This is a genomic window from Methanosarcina siciliae T4/M (genome assembly GCF_000970085.1).
In the GTDB taxonomy this organism is placed as follows: Archaea; Halobacteriota; Methanosarcinia; order Methanosarcinales; family Methanosarcinaceae; genus Methanosarcina; species Methanosarcina siciliae.
Window position 1 is genome coordinate 3,616,832 of sequence record NZ_CP009506.1, and the last position, 18,387, is coordinate 3,635,218.

The 18,387-nt window shown below is 44.3% G+C and carries 13 protein-coding genes and 1 pseudogene; 11 read left to right on the plus strand and 3 right to left on the minus strand.

Going from position 1 to position 18,387, the window contains the following annotated elements:
- The first annotated feature begins 104 nt into the window (after positions 1-104).
- The 6 genes from MSSIT_RS15100 (at position 105) to MSSIT_RS15125 (ending at position 5,229) form a co-directional block, all read left to right on the plus strand.
- Positions 105-500 (plus strand): DUF2209 domain-containing protein, encoded by a 396-nt coding sequence (locus MSSIT_RS15100; protein ID WP_048173412.1) that lies wholly within the window; start codon positions 105-107, stop codon positions 498-500.
- 2 nt (positions 501-502) lie between these two features.
- On the plus strand, positions 503-1,780 hold the full coding sequence (gene hflX, locus MSSIT_RS15105; protein ID WP_048173413.1) for a GTPase HflX: 1,278 nt from the start codon (positions 503-505) through the stop codon (positions 1,778-1,780).
- Between the two features lie 488 nt (positions 1,781-2,268).
- Positions 2,269-2,943 (plus strand): PHP domain-containing protein, encoded by a 675-nt coding sequence (locus tag MSSIT_RS15110; RefSeq protein WP_048173414.1) that lies wholly within the window; start codon positions 2,269-2,271, stop codon positions 2,941-2,943.
- 308 nt (positions 2,944-3,251) lie between these two features.
- Entirely contained in the window at positions 3,252-3,686 is a 435-nt protein-coding gene (locus MSSIT_RS15115) for an SRPBCC domain-containing protein (protein WP_261789148.1), read from the plus strand.
- A gap of 265 nt (positions 3,687-3,951) precedes the next feature.
- On the plus strand, positions 3,952-4,236 hold the full coding sequence (locus MSSIT_RS15120) for a non-histone chromosomal MC1 family protein (protein WP_048173416.1): 285 nt from the start codon (positions 3,952-3,954) through the stop codon (positions 4,234-4,236).
- A 339-nt stretch (positions 4,237-4,575) separates the two neighbouring features.
- Positions 4,576-5,229: a hypothetical protein gene (locus MSSIT_RS15125; RefSeq protein WP_048173417.1), complete on the plus strand. Its 654-nt coding sequence runs from the start codon at positions 4,576-4,578 to the stop codon at positions 5,227-5,229.
- Between the two features lie 155 nt (positions 5,230-5,384).
- On the opposite strand, the pseudogene MSSIT_RS23545 reads toward MSSIT_RS15125, so the two are convergent.
- Together MSSIT_RS23545 and MSSIT_RS15130 are read right to left on the minus strand one after the other, a co-directional pair.
- Positions 5,385-5,567: pseudogene (locus tag MSSIT_RS23545) on the minus strand (IS481 family transposase); the annotation flags it as partial.
- Between the two features lie 20 nt (positions 5,568-5,587).
- Positions 5,588-8,164, minus strand: a complete 2,577-nt coding sequence (locus tag MSSIT_RS15130; RefSeq protein ID WP_231589887.1) for a PAS domain S-box protein — start codon at positions 8,162-8,164, stop codon at positions 5,588-5,590.
- Between the two features lie 193 nt (positions 8,165-8,357).
- Here MSSIT_RS15130 and cgi121 point away from each other — a divergent pair, with 193 nt between their 5' ends.
- Positions 8,358-8,888, plus strand: coding sequence for a KEOPS complex subunit Cgi121 (gene cgi121, locus MSSIT_RS15135; RefSeq protein WP_394296896.1), 531 nt, complete (start codon positions 8,358-8,360; stop codon positions 8,886-8,888).
- A 31-nt stretch (positions 8,889-8,919) separates the two neighbouring features.
- On the opposite strand, the gene MSSIT_RS15140 is transcribed toward cgi121, so the two are convergent.
- On the minus strand, positions 8,920-9,666 hold the full coding sequence (locus MSSIT_RS15140) for a type 1 glutamine amidotransferase (protein WP_048173418.1): 747 nt from the start codon (positions 9,664-9,666) through the stop codon (positions 8,920-8,922).
- 326 nt (positions 9,667-9,992) lie between these two features.
- On the opposite strand from MSSIT_RS15140, the gene glpX reads away from it, so the two are divergent.
- The 4 genes from glpX to MSSIT_RS15160 all read left to right on the plus strand — a co-directional run bounded on the left by glpX (position 9,993) and on the right by MSSIT_RS15160 (position 17,718).
- Entirely contained in the window at positions 9,993-11,081 is a 1,089-nt protein-coding gene (glpX, locus tag MSSIT_RS15145; RefSeq protein ID WP_048173419.1) for a class II fructose-bisphosphatase, read from the plus strand.
- A 76-nt stretch (positions 11,082-11,157) separates the two neighbouring features.
- Positions 11,158-12,465 carry a tRNA (N(6)-L-threonylcarbamoyladenosine(37)-C(2))-methylthiotransferase gene (locus tag MSSIT_RS15150; protein ID WP_048173420.1) on the plus strand — a complete coding sequence of 436 codons (1,308 nt, stop codon included), beginning with the start codon at positions 11,158-11,160 and terminating at the stop codon, positions 12,463-12,465.
- 465 nt (positions 12,466-12,930) lie between these two features.
- The gene (locus tag MSSIT_RS15155; RefSeq protein ID WP_048174919.1) at positions 12,931-17,094 is read left to right on the plus strand and encodes a DUF7286 family protein; all 4,164 of its coding nucleotides are present in this window, start codon (positions 12,931-12,933) and stop codon (positions 17,092-17,094) included.
- An 18-nt stretch (positions 17,095-17,112) separates the two neighbouring features.
- Positions 17,113-17,718, plus strand: coding sequence for a sarcinarray family MAST domain-containing protein (locus tag MSSIT_RS15160; protein ID WP_048173421.1), 606 nt, complete (start codon positions 17,113-17,115; stop codon positions 17,716-17,718).
- The last annotated feature ends 669 nt before the right edge of the window (positions 17,719-18,387 follow it).

Below are 18,387 nucleotides of genomic sequence, written 5' to 3' on the forward strand. Positions count from 1 at the left end.
AGGGCACGGTGTGATTATAGAGTATGCCATTTTATAGATTCGGATGCTGTTTCTTGAAGTTTCGCAAAAACAGGGTATTTTCCGGACAGGAAGGTGAAACATAAATGTGGGACATTATTGCAGTGGACATTTCGGGCAGGCACAGGATCAAAGATGGTTATTATATGGTCTGTGCAGCTGTAGCTCTTACTGTTTCTGCGGACCATATCGAAAAAGTTAAGCAGGTGAAAATCCTTCCTTTCTGGCTTAAAAGAGATCCCGGTTTACTTGATATCGTGCAGCTTATTGAGGACACGGCTAACCAGCTTTCCTTTGAGGGGACGATTGTGTCCGAGAAGGGGGATATGTACAACCAGCCCCTCTGGGTACCGGAAAGTATGTTTTCGGGGGCGTTTAAGTACCAGGAGTCCCTGGCTGAGAGAAGGGCTATAGAGCTTGCTCACCACATTTCTCTGAGCGCTCGAAACTTACTAATTAAAGAACTTAATATCGAGGCGTAAAAATTCCATCAGAAAAAACAGATTCCGAAAACAGGGTAATACTCATAAAAAGAACCAATCCGCGGGCCGACCCTGAGCGCGGAGAATACCTCTTTGAAGAACTCAGGGATCTTGCAAGGGCCGCAGGTTACATCCCTGTCGGGGAGCTTACGCAGACAAGGTTTCCGGATTCCAGGTACCAGCTCGGGAAAGGGAAAATAGAGGAGCTTGCCGAACTTGCGAGGATAAAAAGGGCTTCCAAGGTCATTTTTTATAACAGGCTTTCTACAATCCAGCTCTTCAATATCTCGGAAATCTGCGGGTGCCAGATACTGGACAAGTTCCAGCTTATCCTTGAGATCTTTGCAAAAAGAGCTACTACCCGCAGGGCCAAGCTGCAGGTTGAGCTTGCAAGGCTCAGGTATGAGGTCCCGAGGGCAAGAGCCATTGTTTCCCTTGTGAAAAAGGAAGAACGAGCCGGTTTCATGGGTCTCGGGGACTATGAGGACGCCTACGAGCAGGACCTGAAGAAAAGGATATCAAGGATTGAAAATGAACTTGAGTCTGCAGAAAAAGACGATGAGTCCCTGCGGGCTTTCCGGCACAGGAAGGGCTTTTCTCTTGTCTCCCTTGCAGGGTATACGAATGCCGGGAAAAGCACGCTCTTCAATGCGATTGTCAATGAAAGCGTTGAAGCCCAGGACAAGCTCTTTACAACCCTCGTGCCGACTACCCGGGCTCTTGATCTGGGTGGGAGAAAGGCTCTTCTGACCGATACTGTGGGGTTCATAGAGGAGCTCCCGCACTGGCTGGTCGATGCCTTCAAATCCACCCTCGATGAGATCTTTCTTTCCGACCTTATCCTGCTTGTTGTCGATGTAAGCGAGAAACCCGAGACAATACTGCAGAAACTTTCCACCTCTCACGACACTCTCTGGGACCGTATCCAGGGAGTTCCGGTGATCACCGTGCTCAATAAGACCGATCTGCTTGAAGCATCCGAACTTGAAGCTGTTATGGAGGAAATTGGTTATATGGCTCCCAATCCGGTGTTCGTTTCCTCAAAGGAGAAGATCGGTATGAAGGAGTTAAAAGCTGAGATCATTAAACACCTGCCTGCCTGGTCTTCTTACTCCTTTACCCTCCCTAACTCTGAAAAAGGGATGTCAGTCCTTTCCTGGCTCTACGATGAAGGTATTGTGCACAGAGTTGAGTACGGAGAGCGAATTTCAGTGGATTATGAAGCCCGGACAGAGATAATCAACAGGATCAAAGCTTTAGAGCTTAATCAGAAAGAATGATGCAGTATGTCGTTTTTGTTGATTTTTTCCCGATGTTGATGAATTAAAAGCTTTTCTAATTATATAATAACTTTTGTATATTAACGACACATTTACTAATTTTTTTCATTTCGGAAATTCTTTTGTAGAGTCTGAATACTGTTCGTATACCTACGAAAGACATTTATACCCTGAAGTTGTTTGTTTATTTGCGAACGGGCGTCTACTGAAGACACCAAACCCTCCTTATATCCTAAACTACCCCTACACCAGATTTTTGACATACAAGTGCCCGTTCGTGATTCCTCCTTTTTTCATTGTTTCAGTCTGCTTGCCCTGATCCATCTGTTCCGGTGATCTCTTCAACATTCGGTTTACAGGATTCTGTTTTTGTATTTCCATTCCTATAATCACTTTTGTTGATTCGTATAACGCATAGAAATATTTTCTAAGAAGTAATTCGAAAGTTTCAAAATTTATATAACTTCAACTCGCATTTTTATATTATCATGAAATTCGATCTTCACGTACATTCCGAGCATTCAAAAGATAGCGAGTCACGCCATGAGGATATCCTTCAGAATGCCCTCAAAAGAGGCCTTGACGGTTTTGCTATCTGTGACCATGATACGGTTGAAGGCGGGCTTGCCTGTGCAAAAAAAGCCCTGGAGCTTGGCCTCGAAATCACAGTTATCCCCGGCGTGGAGGTCAGCTCCTCAAAAGGACATATCCTGGTTCTGGGAATTAAGGAGGATATCGAGCCCCGGCTGAGCCCGGAAGAAACTATCCGCAGGGCTCGAAAACTCGGAGGCACGGTCATCATCCCTCATCCTTTCAAGAGCAGCTCTCACGGGATCGGAAGTTTTGAAGGGCTTGATACGGATGCGGTTGAGGTCTTCAATTCTCGCTGCCTTTTCAACGGAGCCAACAGGAAAGCCTTAGCCGAGGCAGAAAGGCTTGGAATCCCGGCCGTTGCAGGGAGCGACTCCCATGTCCCGGAAATGGTAGGGCAAGCATATACTGAAATCGATGCTTCCGAAAACACAGTCGAGGTAGTGCTCAGGGCGATCAGGGAAGGAAAAGTTGCCCCTGCCGGGAAAAGTACCCCCACGCCCATCATCCTGAAGCAGATGTATGGGAGTGCAAAGCGAAAGTTGAAGAAAAAGCTCTTTGGCATGTCCTGAATGTTTTTTAGTGAAATGGTCTTTGAGCAGGTCTTCTGCTCTTTAAAGAAACATCCTAAATCCCTATCTTGAGAATGGCTGATTTAGATAGATTCTGAATGAGTTGGTTGAACAGCCAACTTCACACAGGATAACTAAATAAATTAACTGAATTCACGAATTGAAAGTATCACCGGAGTCCCCTTTTTCATAATTTATTTTCCTTGCTTCCGGTTCAAATAAGCAGAGTTAATAAGTTTGCCTTTGATAGACTATGAGAAATCAGGAAAAATGATACAGGAGTTGCAACCATCGGGTTCAAAAAAGAAATAAGCACGGAAATTGAGATCTTCGCTTCTGCGGACCGCGTCTGGCAGATCCTTATGGATTTCGTAGCCTATCCCCAGTGGAACCCTTACATAAGGGAAATCAGCGGGGAAGCAAAAGTTGGGAGCAAAATTAAAGTCTTTATGAAGCCGGAATGGGAAAAAGGCGTGACTCTTCACCCAAAGATCATCCGGCTGGAGCCAAAAAAAGAGTTTACCTGGAAAGGGAATTTTTTTCTCCCGGGGATTCTTGATGGGGAACATAGTTTTCTCCTGGAAGAAATTTCAGGCCACAGGGTACGTTTTATTCAGAAAGAAAAATTTAGTGGAATTGCAATTCCTTTTATCAGTGTTTCATGGTCTATAGAGAAAGGTACTGTACGCAGTTTCGGGGATATGAACAACGCCCTTAAAAAAAAGGCGGAAAAGGTAAGATGAGTTTCAAAATTTTTTACCTGATCGACCTGTAGAAATTAGCCGGAACATTTCGAAAGTCATCTCGTCGGGATTCCTCATTAAACTTTCATAATGCTGCTATTGATTTTGTTTTTTCATCGCCGGGCAGCTCAAATTAATATATACACAATTCTTTATTTTAGGGGAATTTTTCGTAAACCAAGAACTGAAGACAACATTTAAAGAAAAATTATATATACTTTCGATTTTATTAGTCTCTAATAACATATTTTCGGAGATGACCCTTATGTCTGACACAAGAAATTTTGTTCTACGGGATGTAGATGGCAACGAACACGGAGTTTTCACTGGTAAACAGCCACGGCAGGCCGCCCTTAAAGCTGCAAACAGGAGCGCTGGGACCAAATCAAAACCGGATGTAATCCGGCTCAGGGAGCGCGGGACAAAGAAAATTCATGTTTTCAAAGCATGGAAGCAAACTGTCGCAGCCCCAAAAAACAGACCTGAATGGATGCCAGCGAAAATCAGTAAGCCCTTTGTCAAGAAAGAGAGAATAGAAAAAATCGAGTAAAATCCAGTTTTCTTATATGCCGTGAAATTCAAGGTTTTTTTCTTTTTTTCGATAATTTTCCTTATTTTTTCCTTATTTTTTTCTTTATTTTTTCCTTATTTTTTCTGAATTTCTATATGTTTCTCTATCCGGATTTCTATCGAATTTCTATCTGAATCGATCTGGATTTCTACCCGGATTCTTAATTATTTGGTCTGTTTTCATGTCTATGCATTTATATTATGAAGTTTTCTATATTATATTGAGATTTATCTCCTGTGACCTCTTATTTTACAAAGGTTTTTTTGAATGGGGAAATCGGGTTGGAAACAACCGCTGAATCAGTGGGAGAGATTACTATTGGAAGGTATTACTGTTGAAGAATGTATACACCTTTTGTCCCGAATAGAGGACAAAGCTCGTGAAAGGTTCTGGAAGGATGCTGTTGCGGGCAAATACCCGATAATCGATCTTCAGGGCAATATGGGGTATTCGTTCTCGGACCAGGACGGCATGCTGTTTGTCAGAAACGATTTTGTGACTTCGACTTATGAAGTGGGAACGTTCGTCTTCGGGAGTTTTTTCCTGCCGGACACGATCCAGGAACTTCTGTCCGAAGATAAGGTACTGCTTTTGGGGGTTTACAGGAAAAAGACCAGGAACCTTTTATTAGCCAAGCTTGATGCAGAGTCCAGATACATGCTTGATCTTCCGCGCGGCCTGTATTCCTTTTTTGTCCTCGTTCTGGACGCAAGAGCCGGAACCCCGTTAGCTTCCAAAATCTATGCCGCAGGCCTCCCAGGCAAAGAAAATCTGAACAAACCTGAGCTTGAAAAGTTTTTTCTTGAGCACCCCACTGACATCCGGGATTTTCTGGATTCCTCTCCTGTGGAAATTAAAGGTGGAGGGCCTTTTTACCTGACTTTGATTCTGATAGATGCCAGCTTGATCCCGGACTGCCCTGAGTTTTTTTCAGAACTTTTACAGGAAGACGAAGTATCATCCTCTTTATAATTCAAAAATAGTTATATAGTTGCCAGCCTCAGTAGTTCTGAATGCAGCTAAAAACAGGATATGAAATGGTAGAACCCTACATTACAAAAGACGGTGCAATAATTCGTGAATTTATGCACTCCGCAGTCCACGGCAACCCAAAGCAGAGCCTTGCCGAAGCGATTGTGCCGTATCGAATCATTTTTCGATTTTCCGTTTTTCTGAGGATGTCTTACCCTTGCAAGTATTGGCTGGATTCCAAGTTCTTCAATGCATCTTTAAAGTCATATCCATGAACCATCCTTATTGATTCTGTGAGCTCCAAATTCACTTTCATTTTCGGGATAAAACACTTTTAATTCCTCTCTTAATATTGATTTTATCTTTTTTCCCCAAGCTTTTCTTCTTCTTTTTCAATTTCAAGGCTGTACAGGGTCTGTAAAGGATTTGTGACTTCTTTTTCCCGGATTTCTTTTTCAGGTCTTTTTGGAATTCTGAAGGCGAAGGTACTGCCTTTTCCGGGGCTGGCTTCAACCCATGCCTGTCCTCCGTGGAGTTCTACAAATCTTTTTACAAGCGCAAGGCCAAGCCCAATTCCCCCTTGTTTCCTGGATATGGACTCATCAATCTGCACAAACGGCAGGAAAACTCTGGAATAGTCAGCTTCATTGATGCCGATTCCTTCATCCTTTACACTGATTTCAACCATGTCTTCTTCAGATCTTGCATTAATGTTTACTTTTCCGCCTTCGGATGAGAATTTAATTGCATTGCTCAGGAGGTTATAAAGGATCTGTTTGAACTTTACTCTGTCCGCATATACGGTTTTCAGGCCCTGCTCGACCTTATATTCTATGAGGATATTTTTTTCCGTGGCGAAGGAGGAGAGAACTCTCTGTACCTCTTCAATTACTCCTGATATGTCCACTGTTTCATAGTAAAGTTCGATGTTTCCGAGTTCAAGCCTCGAGATGTCCAGCACATCATTGATCACGTCAAGCAGATGACTCCCGCTTTTCGAAATATTTTCCGTGTACCTCTTCTGTTTCTCGTTAAGGGGTCCGACAGTTTCACTTAAGAGAAGGTCCGAGAAACCTATGACCGCGTTCAGGGGAGTCCTCAGTTCATGGCTCATGTTGACAATGAAAGTTGTTTTCGCCCTGTTTGCAGCTTCAGCAGCTATTTTTGCCTGAAGCATTTTCTCTTCGGCCTGCTTGCGTTCGGTTATGTCAATCATAATGCCGAGAAGCATCGAGTCTTCTTCGGTCACACCGCTGAACACTAACTTATTGAACATTATCTGATGCATAGAACCGTCAGCAAACTTAATAGAAGTTTCATAGACCCGGGTTTTTTTATGTTTTAACAATTCTATATCCATTGCGTGGCATTTTTCGGCAATTTCGGAGGGGGTAAAATTATGCATGGACTTCCCGAGGATTTCTTCTTTTTGCATCCTCATAAAAGTTTCAAAAGCTGCGTTGCAGGCAATATATATTCCACTTCTGTCCTTACAAAATGCGGGGACAGGTACAGAATCCACCAGTTTTCGAAGACATTCTGTCTGTTGAAGCCGTACAGTTTCCAGTCTCTTTATTTCTGTGAGATCCTCAACAAGCACAATTCCGCCGGCAAGTCCGGAGTTTTCAGACATTAGTGGCTTGTATGTTATCGTAACAGGTATCTCCCCTTTCCCGTTTCCGGAGATGTGCTTCAGATCATGGTGAACAGAAACTTCGGGGAGGCATGTTCCACTTTTTCCATCCGGTTTCCCCCCATCTAAAAGGCTCAGCAAACTAAAGCTGATTTTTTCATTTTCACGGTTTCCGGTGAGGTTTACAAAACTCTCGTTGCAGAGGGCAATAACTCCGCCTGCATCGAACTGGGCTATTCCTCCGGGAAACTCTTCAAAAAGAGTTCTGTATTTTCTTTCCGAAGCCCTCAGGGCTTCTTCGTTCTTTTTCCGTTCACTGATATCCCTTCCTATGGACAGTACCGCGGCTTTTCCTTCGTACTCGATTAGCCTGTTATTGATTTCTTGAGGGGTAACCGTTCCATCTTTCCTAAGGGAATCCATCTCAAAAATAAAATATCCGGTTTGCTTTAGTTTCTCGATATGCTTTCCAAACTCAGTGAGGTGGATGCCGGTCCGCAAATCCTTGATGTGTTTTCCGAGCATTTTGCTGCGTGTATACCCCAAAATTTCGCAGGCTACATGGTTTGCTTCCATGACCCTGCCTTTCATATCATATATGAGAATAGAGTCATTTGAACTCTCAATTAATGTATTAAATTTTTTATCTCTACTTTCATGTTTTATTTTGAGATATTTCCATTTACCGTCCCTGTTGACCAGCAATTTCTCCCCGGCTTCTATGATGTCAAAAACCTCTCCGGGTAAAAGTTCTTCCTCTTTAATCGTAAAAAGCGGCCTGATTTTCTTTTCAGGTATGTCTTCGTCAAGGATGCTCCTCAGTTCCTTAAGGGAGCCGGAAATTGATTTTCTGAAGGGTTTTACTTCAAGATTGATGCGCAGGTGTCGCCAGTTTCCGGTGTGAATAAATTTAAGAATCTCTTTCTGAGGAACCCCTGCGTTCCAATCAAAATAGATCCCTGAGCCTTCGGGCTGTTTGGCAGAAATGGTTTCTGTTTTCTGCAGGGGAATAATCTTAAGCCTGGATTTCTCCATATAGTTTTCGATATCAAGCTCTGAGTTTGAAAGTAACTCTTTTGCTAATTCCGCACTCTCTGGGTCCGGGACAATCCAGATGCAATGCTCGTTTTGTTGCAGGCCTGCTTTTATATAGGCTGTTATAAGTTCCGTCCTTTCTTCGGTCTCCTTATAGATCGCAGTAAGGCCATTGACTGGAATAGTCGAACAGAAACAGAACTCCGACTTTACTTTTTTCTTCAGGATTTCTAACACCTTCCCGGAAAAGATGAACTCAGTTCCCATCCCCTCTTAAGTGTAAATCATTTTATTAACTCCCATACTATATATATACACACTTAATAAATTTTATTCTTGATTATATTTGTTACTTTGAAGCATAAAAAAATTTATATAAGGGTTCAAAGTGCCTGTTCCTTTCCTCACGCATTTTTTCCGACCGAAATCCTTATTGTAAAGCCCGGGATATGGCAGGAGTATGGAAATGCAAAGGGAAATCCAGCTTATTTGCGGAGCGGTGAGAATACCGGACCTTCCCGGTTTTCTAAAAACAATAAACAAAATCGCTTCCGAAAACGAGGTAATAGTTCAGGGCCTGAACACCGACCTGATCGCAGGCGAAAGGCATCTTCATTTTGCAGTGGGAAAAGCTCTCAAAGCTGTCGCGACAGGCACAAATGTGGCAAAAGATCCGGGAATCGAGATTATGCGTTATGCAGCCGGAGAGAGGCAAATTGAAAGGAGTTTTTCTATAGGACTGCACGAAGGAGAAAATAATGTGGTTTTCGTGCTGCTTGGAACAATGGACAAATTGCTTCTTGCTTTCTCCGAACTTCGGAAGGTCCTTGAAGAAAAACCCTGTTCCGAACTGCTTGCTTATTCCGATTCCAAAAGGCAGGGAATCCTTTCTCTCTTCAGAATTACAGATGCAGAAATAGAGGCTTCCGGAGAAGAACATATCCCGGAACTTGTGATTGAGAGGGTTGCGCTGGCAGATTTCTTAAAATGAGCAGGCTTTAAAGTAATACGGATTTGCCCGGTTATTTCAGTTGCTTATTTAACTTCAATTTACCACACTTTTCCTCAAACCAGTCCATTAAAGAAAAGGCAATACTCTGAGAATCTTCAAGAAGGTGTTCGTGCCTGAGTATTTCTTTTTCGGGCTGAATGAACTTTCCCTCAACCAGCTCATGCCCCGAGTCCTTAATAAGATTTCTTATCCATTGCCTGTCAGCTTCAGGGTGAAACTGCAGCCCGAGTATGTTTCCCCTGTAAATAAAACCCTGGTTCGGGCAGGCTTCGCTTTCGAAAAGTCTTACTGCGTCTGTCGGGATTTCAAAAGTGTCTCCATGCCACATGAATGCGGTAAATTCGGGAAACAGGCATGAAGGAAGTTCTGAGTTTAACCCTGCTTCGCTGTTCAGGTTTTCGCCTGCTGAAGCTTTTACCCTGTGCCAGCCTATTTCCTTGAACCTGTTCCTGGTAACCTTTCCACCCAGGACTTCGGCAATCAGCTGTGCCCCAAAACAGCTCCCAAGCACGGGTTTGCCTGCATCGATCACTTTTTTCACAAACTCTTTTTCAGGCTTCAGCCACAGGAACTCTTCTTCCTGATAGACACTCATGGTGCCACCCATTATCAGGAGCATATCGAACTCTTCGGGTTCAGGAAAGACAGGGTCTTCGTAGAGCAGGGTTTTTGTAAGCCTGTGCCCTTTCAGGGACACACAGACCCCTATGCTTCCAAGGGTATCATTTTTAAGGTGTTGCAGGCAATGGATTCTCATATATTTTTCACCTATTCGGTTCTCTAAGTTTTTACTTCAGTCATACGGAATAATAAGTTTTAGTGTTTAGTTTTTCATATTCGATAGAGGTTCAACTCAACCAGATGCTATTTTATTATTGTTTTTTATAGGGTTTCCTTCGATAAACATTTCATAAGATAAATATCTGCTTTCAGGTCCTTCTAATAGATTTATTAAGGTCTTTCTAATAGATTCATTAATATAGTATTGTGTCAACAGATCACATTAACAGACAAAGGGAATAGTTAGAAAAAGTTTTTATTATCTTGATATTATCAGGAAGCAAAAAATAAGAGTCGATCATCATGCCTCATCCAAAGACCGTAGAAGAGATGTTTGAGTCTGCCGGGCCGATTGAATACAGGTTACTGCCCAGGCTCATTCATGTAACCGAAGCTGCTGCAATTGCCGCAGCCTATCAGATGGGACGCGGGGACAAGCACTTTGCCGACCAGGTAGCAGTCGCCTCCATGCGAAGAATGCTGAACAAGCTTGATATGAAAGGCATAATTAAAATAGGGGAAGGAGAGAGGGACGAGGCTCCCATGCTTTATATAGGAGAAGAGGTCGGGACAGGGTACGGAGATCTCGAGGTTGATATTGCAGTCGACCCCCTGGAAGGCACAAACCTTACGGCAGACGGTTGCCCGGGCTCGGTTGCGGTCATGGCAATGGCTGAAAGGGGAGGAATCTTCCACGGCCCTGATATCTATATGGACAAGATTGTTGTAGGACCCGATGTCGTCAGGTATGAAGAAGAGCATCCTGGCGAAAGGATCTACCTTGATGCTCCTGTCAGTCATAACCTCGAAATCGTTGCAAAAGCCCTTGGAAGAAAGGTTGAGGAACTTGTAGTCGTGATCCTTGACCGCCCAAGGCATGCCCAGAAGATAACCGAAATCCGGGAAGCGGGAGCCCGTGTAAGGCTGGTTACCGATGGAGATCTCATGCCGGGTGTTGCAACTGCAGTTCGCGGCTCAGGCATTCACATGGTCATGGGGGCAGGCGGTTCGGGAGAAGCGGTTCTGACTGCTGCTGCAATCAAGATCCTGGGTGGAAAAATCCTTGCAAGGCTTGTCCTGCCAACCGTTGCAAACGGTAAAACCAAGGAAAAGATCGATGAAGAAATAGAGGAAAAGATGCCCAGGCTCGAAGCGATGGGAATTACCCTTGAGAACATTAATGATATTCTTGATACTGAAAAACTTGTTCCGGGTAAGGATGTCATTTTTTCCGCAACAGCCGTAACTCCGGGCCACTTCCTGCGCGAAGTCAATCTTTTCGGAGGCGGGGATGCCAGAGTACACACGATCTCCATGGGAGCATCAGGAGCTATCAGGTTCACGGACAGTATCTATATTAAGGATAAGCGGGAGACTCCACTTTACCTGTAAATCTTTTTTTCACTTTTTTCATCCATTTTCCTTCCTCTCTTTTGAAACACAAACCTCAAAAATTTCGAGTTAAAATATGAAGGTATATCTTGAGAGTTTTGGCTGTTCTGCAAGCCTTGCGTCAGCCGAAATCATGAAAGCAAGCGTTGAGAGGCTCGGGCATGAATTATTGGGTCCAGCTGCTGCCGCGGAGGCAGAGGTTTATATCTGCAACTCCTGCACGGTCAAGTACACAACAGAACAAAAAATCCTCTATAAGGTCCGCAGTATGGGCGAAAAAGGTGTGCAGGTGATAGTCTCAGGGTGCATGCCCGAAGTCCAGCTTGAAGACATCCTCCATGCAAACCCTGAAGCCCATATCCTTGGAGTAAATGCGATTTCCCGCCTGGGTGAACTCCTCTCCTTAATTGAAAGAAGGATGGCGGAAGGGCTGCCGGCAGGAGGTTACCTTGAACTGCGGACTTCCGAACCCCTGGGCTTCCTTAATGTGCCTCGCGAGCGCTCCAACCCCAATATCCATATATGCCAGATCTCCCAGGGATGCAATTTCGCCTGCTCTTACTGTATCGTAAAGAATGCCCGGGGAAAGCTCCGCTCTTTTCCTCCAGAAGACATCGTAAAAGATATACGCTCCGCAGTTGCAGAAGGCTGCCGGGAAATCTGGCTCACTTCCCAGGACGACAGCCAGTACGGGATGGATACGGGTGTCAAACTCCCCGAGCTTCTGTGCATGATCTCGGAAATCCCCGGAGACTTTAAGGTGAGGGTAGGGATGATGAACCCCTTTTCCGTCCTTCCCATCCTGGACGAGCTTGTGGACGCCTTCGACTCCGATAAAGTTTTCAAACTCCTGCATCTCCCTATCCAGTCTGCCTCCCACTCCGTCCTGAAAAGAATGAACCGCCTGCATAAAATGGATGCTGTGGATGAAATCATTACGAAATTCCGCACCCGCTTCGAAGACCTTTCTCTTTTTACTGACATCATTGTTGGTTTCTGTGATGAAACCGATGAGGATTTTGAAGAAACGGTGGAGTGGGTAAAAAAATACCGCCCGGAAAAGATCAATATCTCCAGATACTCTCCCCGCCCTCACACTAAAGCCTTTTCTTTCCGGAACCTCGATTCCCGGATTTCCGTACAGAGGTCCCATGCTCTGCACAAAGTCTGCGAGCAGATAAAGCTCGGGTCCAAGCAGGAGATGATCGGCTGGAAAGGCAGGGTTTTTGTCTCGAAATACACGGAAATGGGAGATGTCCTCACACGCACGGACGCCTACCGGCCTGTTGTGATCAGCGGCTCCGGCCTCAAGCCCGGGGAGTACGCTAATGTAGAAATTACGGGTGCAAAGCCAGGTTATTTTATGGGGAAGCTTATTGGTTAAGGCTGAACTGATTAAGGTTGCAAAGCTAAGTAAAGGATAAGGGTGCCGGCGAAGGCAGGAAAATATCAGCAGAAGCAAAGATAGTTTCAATAAAGGATGGTTTCAATAAAAGATGGTTTCAATAAAAGATGGTTTCAATAAAAGATGGTTTCAATAAAAGATGGTTTCAATAAAAGATGGTTTCAATAAAAGATGGTTTCAATAAAAGATGGAAAATCTCAACTAAAAAAATTAGCAAATAAAAATGGTCAATCTTTTCTTTATTCTGCTTTTTCCCTGTTTAAATGTTTTGTTTCAGATGTTTTTATGTTACTTAGTTTTTGGTTCTCTGCTGGTTTTTAACCATCAAAATCTTTTCTTTTAATTTTAATTCTTTCCAATCTAAAGTAAAGTATTTATGCATCTAACTATGTAATATTTTTTTACTTTAAAAATCTCAATTATTTGTTCGTTTATTTTTCCGGGGTGAAGCATATAGCTGGAGAAAGATCTCTCAAATGTTCCTACTTTTTTCAGGATACCCGCGCCTATATTCCTTATTCCATAATCGGGATTTTCATTGTCCTTGCCGCAACCTTCACCTCTGTGTATCTTCTGAAAATGGACAGTGAGGTTGCCGAAACAATCTATACTACCGAGAAAAGCGACCCCCGACAGACAGCGATATCCCTTGCGGCATCCGACCTTGCTCGCTGCCTTAACTATGCAGGAATGGAGGCTCTGGAATGGCAGGGCGAACACCCCGTTATCCTGCCCGAGGGCTCTCCGGTTGAGAGGTTTTCTGAAGACAACTTTATGGTAACCCCGCAAAACCAGAACCTTGAGAAAGGGGATACTCTTCAAATTTCCATAAACCTGCCTTCGGATGTCTGGGGTGAAATCGAATCCCTCTGGAAAAACAGGGACGTTGTTCTGATCGTAAACGACTCCGCAGGACGGGAAATCAAACGTGTGAACTATGGGAAGGCTACCGGTTTTTTTCAGAAAGTTTCCTTTGAAGAATACCTGGAAGTCCCGGAAAGTGCAAAAGCCGGATACGCATCCATCGAACTTTATTACGGGGACGAACTCAAAGCTTCGGACTGGTTCCGGATCGAAGCAAGTCCCATAAAGGACATTACTGCAGAGGCCTTTAATCAACTGCTTCTGGCAAATTACCAGAGCAACAGCCACACTTTCCTGGAATATGCCATTAATGTCAAACCTGACATAACCCCCGAAGAGATAAAGGTCAGAAAAGTTAACGGGACCCTGCAGAGGGAAATTTCCTCTGATGATAAAAAATACACGAACAAAAAATACACGATCTACTACATCTTCGAAGTCCCTGTTTTGAATTACACCCTTGTGGATCTCGAATCCGGAGAAACGTACAATCTGAGTATGAACCTCTCTACCCTTATCCCCTCAAGGGAACCTCTGCTTGAAGAACTTGTAAGGGAATATGAAACCGCCCTCGGAACCTCCTCAAGCCTGGACTCTACTTCAAATATCGTGCTCGGGGCGACAAACCTGAGGACTTTTATCTACGGCCCCTGGCAGCACTATGCAAACGGGCCTCTGAACATCCTGACCAATCCTGCCCTTGCAAGTTCGGTTAACGGGGCCACGCTCTACACTCAAAAACGGGTTTTTGACTCGGTTGACCCCCTGGCCCTTACATATACAACCTACTACAACGGAAAGGTCCTGTATGAAGACGTCTGTGCTTCCAGCAATTCAAAAACCAGTCCAAGCCTGTTGGATTCTACCAATTTGAATACAACCGGTTTTAATACGACCGGTTTAAATACGGCTGAGTCGAGCGCTTCTGTGTCCTTCTATGAGGCAGATGAAGGAGTAAACCTTACGACTGCATACTCTTCCCTTGCAGCAAACAGGTCTTTTTCCCTGGATGTGGAGAAAGGCATAGAACAGTCTCTTGAAGAGGTGAACATCTCCTATGACGAGCTTTCCGAATATTCGGAAATAACAGTTTCAGCCTCAGACTATACGGAAGGAGTTCTCGATGGCTGGGTCTTCAATGACCATGTGTGGGCCGAGGAAACCCCTGACCTTATCCACGATGTTGCCGACAGCGTTTACACAGCTCCTGTCCAGGGCCAGATCCTGAGGGACGGCTTCAATTCTCCTGTCCCTCTGACTTCAGCAATTACAAAGGATTTTGACCGAAATTCGGTATCATACAGCGGGCACACTGTCAGCTGGGAATCCGACTATTTTGTATCAGGCACGCATGAAGGGTCGCGTGTTCCCTCTTACTCCTGGAATGACTCTGTTACAAACTCCTATTCTGAGGCAGTGAACCCATCAATCGACCCTCCAAAAGGAAAGCTGAAAAGCTGGCAGGTTACCGACGCCTCTGTAAACCTGAAGTCTGTGGAGATGTCCGACCTGAGAGTTGAGCCTCACTACGAGTACAGGGCTAATGACCAGCTTGTTGCCGAACACAGGACTGATGACGGATATCTCAGTAGTGAGGATCACATCTTTGATTGGGGCATCCGTTATGATATATATTACAGCATCAGGACTAAGTGGGAAATCGATTACGACTACAAATACACGTATGTCTGGCATACTGTCAGCCATAATGAGGACGGCAGTACGTCCATAGAAGCAAATTACGGCACATCGAGAGGCTCGGACTCCGAAACCGTTAGCAAAACCGATCCGGAGTCTTTCTACCATACAGAAACCGAATCCGAAAACCTTACAGTAATTTATCACCAGCGACCTCCCACCGGAGGCTATACCGGGCTGTCAACCTATACCGACCCTGTAGAAAGAGAATACAGAAAAACAACCCTGTTGTATACTGCCGGTGAAGAAAAGTTTGACCCCTGCTGTTCCGATGCTGCAGACAAGTACAGGGCCGCCTATGTGGATATCAGGACGCTCGAAAGCACTTTCCTGACTTATCCCGACAGAATGTATCTCTCAGAGCGTGCCGTCAACTGCGATATCCCACCCTGGCTGCACAGGGTAATGGCTGAAGAAGTGCTGGCAATGCTTGATGCCATCGAAAAAGACAAACTGAACTTCAGCTACTCGCTCCTCGAATCCCCCGGAGAAGACCCGACCGACCTCCAGGTGGAAACTGCCGAAAAACTCCTTCATGACCTTGAAGCAAGCCGGGAAACCTACGTAAACAAAGCACAGCACCTCACCCCCACCGGAAAGATGTACGTCTGCAGCGACTCTGCCCGTTATATTGCAAGAAACGAAGCCTACAACAGGCTGCTTAAAGATATCGAGCAGAAAAACAAAAAACTGGACTCTGACCTCAACTCCTATATTCTCGATGCCCTTGGGAAAAAAGGCCTCAGCACGGGTGCGTTTGACAGCGTGACCTCAGGTCCCATGACCCTTTTCGATAACCCTGCAATGGAAAAGGCTGCTTCTGCTCTCGGGCAGGACATGGGCATAATCTCTACAATGAAAGTCACCGGCCAGCCCGAAAGTAAATACAACTGGACCGAAAACCTGACCCTCATCGTTGACCAGAAGCCGAACTACCTCTACCATGACCCTGACTTCGACCTGAGAGGAGAATACGAATGGGCTGATTCCATGGACGGGAAAATCACCTACCCCCTCGGTGTCCGGAACACCTGCATTTTTACGGCCAACGTCTCCGAAGAAATTGCAGATGCCATCTCTTCAAGCGGTGAATACGTAAAAACCGAAACTTCCCAGCAGATCAGCCGGAGTATTTCCACCCTGAACACGGAAGTTAACCTGCTGGAGCAGAACCTCAGCGAACAGGGAGTTTCTCTGGACACAGCCCGCCTTAACACAGAGGTCTACAACCTGAAACTGGTCTATGCTCGGGAAATGAGATATCAGATTACTGAAGAGGTAGTCGCTGAGGTGAGTTCAAATCCTGTTGTTTCCGGCTGGATAGAAGAAACCCGCGTCCGTGCAGTCACAGCTGGCTATCTTAACAGCCTCTCCGATGAAGAGATTATTGAAAAATCTACCACGGACCAGTTAGCAACCGAACTTGCCTCCATCGTAAAAACCGATATTCGGAACTCAAATCCTCCGATCGAACCTGACGAGCTTGAAGCCACCCTGAACAGAGTCGATACGGATGTTAGAATCGGTGTTGCAAACGGCATCTGTGCGGTTACGGCCAGCAAAGGGGAAACAATTGATATTCTTTTTGAACATATTGATGGTGAACTGAAAAGCCTGACAAACGAAACCGTGGACATGTATTCGGGAGAGGTAGCTGACAGAGTTACAAAAAGGCTGGACAGGACAATGGCAGCTGTTCCTTGTGGGCTTCCGGTATTGCCACCGCATTGGGTTTTTACGGTTAATGTGTGGACATATGAGGTAAAAGGAGAGTACGAGACGTTTACTCTTGTCGATAATGATAATGAAGTGATCCCAAAGCCTTACTTTGGGCATAAAGGGCAGAAATATGTTAGAAAGTATGAACACATAAGCCATCCTTATAAAAAGAATCCAGATGGAAGTAGCATTTGGTTAGGTGAAAATTCAAGGATACAATTCCAAATAAATGGATATGCGTCTACCATTGTTGGAACTGGCCCTAAAGGTGTCGGTGATAAAGAAGGGGGCTATTCAGAAAAATCAGTTGGATTTGTTGAGCTATAAACAAGATTGGTGGATAAAATGAAAATAAAAACTCTATTTTTAGGATTCCTTATATGTTTGGTGGTATTTCCAAACGTATCTTCTGCAAGCAGTCCATATGGAGAAATGCAGGTTTATTACAATGACAGATTATTGCCTGGCTCTGAAGTTGCAAAACCTACTTTAAAAATAGGGGAGCCATTTAATGTGAGTATAAATCTCACTGTTTACCAAAAATCAGAAGTTTCGGTAATGTTAAGTGAAATTGGTGATGGAGATTTTGTAATTTTGAATGGATTCACGAAAGAAATGAATAAATATGGCTCAAAAGTCATGGAAAAAGACTCCTCTAAAGTATTTGAATGGACGGTAATTCCTACTGAAAATTGGGCTGGTGGTTCTATACCAGTTAACTTTGTTTATCAAATTAATGATTTTGAAACGGGGAAAATTTTAGTTAACAGCGGATTCACCGTTGCTTATCCATATATTTCCAACGAATACTATGAAGGCGAACCTCCCACCTCTGAAGAGCAACCAGCCTCAGAAACAGAGCCTGCCTCCACATCCGCATCCGCTCCAGCCTTTACACTTGCCGGTGCGCTTTCTTTTCTCGTATTGGCTTTTGCCCTTTTCCGCAGGTGAAAATCCTGCTTGGAGACTTATTTTTGGGCTTATCTCCAGATCCATTTTTTTTCTTAAGCATAGACATTTTCAGGGTTGTTTTCAGGTTTGAGTTTCTTGGTTGCTTAAAATCCAGCTTCAAAAGAGAGATTTTTGAGTTTTAGGTGGTCCCTTATTTATCGGTTGATATTATCCGAATATCCGAAACTGGGATCTTTTGTTTTATTAATTCTATCCTTGCAGATGAACTTGTCTCGACTGCAACATAAAAAAGAAACAAACGGATTCATATCTTGCCGGAGAACCTCATTCAAATTTATAGATACATATAAGCACCTCCGCCAGCTTGTCTGGCGGCCCTTCACAAAAAACAGAAAAAACGGATTTGAAAGGGAAATGATAGTGAAATTTATACAGTTTTAGCCTTTTATGCTTCTTTTTTACTCACAAACATCTTTAGTAACCTTTACTTAGTGGCACTCTCTCTTTATTTTTCGGTCTCTTTTTTGTCTTTTCGGGAAAGACCGCTCTCCTTCGTCGAGCGGAACAGGAACGACTCAATATAGCGAATATGGTTGTAAGGCTCAGATAGATCTATTATTTAGTCCGCTTGAGCGCAGATCCCGACTATGCCTGAAAAAAGGTAATGAGGGGTCAGCCCGGGGCTGGCAAAAATCCCTTTCTTCTATT

What these genes read in the sequence shown, in the direction of transcription:
- MSSIT_RS15100 (WP_048173412.1), top strand. Translation starts at nt 105, where the DNA reads ATGTGGGACATTATTGCAGTGGACATTTCGGGCAGGCACAGGATCAAA.
- MSSIT_RS15110 (WP_048173414.1), top strand. Translation starts at nt 2,269, where the DNA reads ATGAAATTCGATCTTCACGTACATTCCGAGCATTCAAAAGATAGCGAG.
- MSSIT_RS15120 (WP_048173416.1), top strand. Translation starts at nt 3,952, where the DNA reads ATGTCTGACACAAGAAATTTTGTTCTACGGGATGTAGATGGCAACGAA.
- MSSIT_RS15130 (WP_231589887.1), bottom strand. Translation starts at nt 8,164, where the DNA reads ATGGGAACTGAGTTCATCTTTTCCGGGAAGGTGTTAGAAATCCTGAAG.
- cgi121 (WP_394296896.1), top strand. Translation starts at nt 8,358, where the DNA reads ATGGAAATGCAAAGGGAAATCCAGCTTATTTGCGGAGCGGTGAGAATA.
- MSSIT_RS15140 (WP_048173418.1), bottom strand. Translation starts at nt 9,666, where the DNA reads ATGAGAATCCATTGCCTGCAACACCTTAAAAATGATACCCTTGGAAGC.
- glpX (WP_048173419.1), top strand. Translation starts at nt 9,993, where the DNA reads ATGCCTCATCCAAAGACCGTAGAAGAGATGTTTGAGTCTGCCGGGCCG.
- MSSIT_RS15150 (WP_048173420.1), top strand. Translation starts at nt 11,158, where the DNA reads ATGAAGGTATATCTTGAGAGTTTTGGCTGTTCTGCAAGCCTTGCGTCA.
- MSSIT_RS15160 (WP_048173421.1), top strand. Translation starts at nt 17,113, where the DNA reads ATGAAAATAAAAACTCTATTTTTAGGATTCCTTATATGTTTGGTGGTA.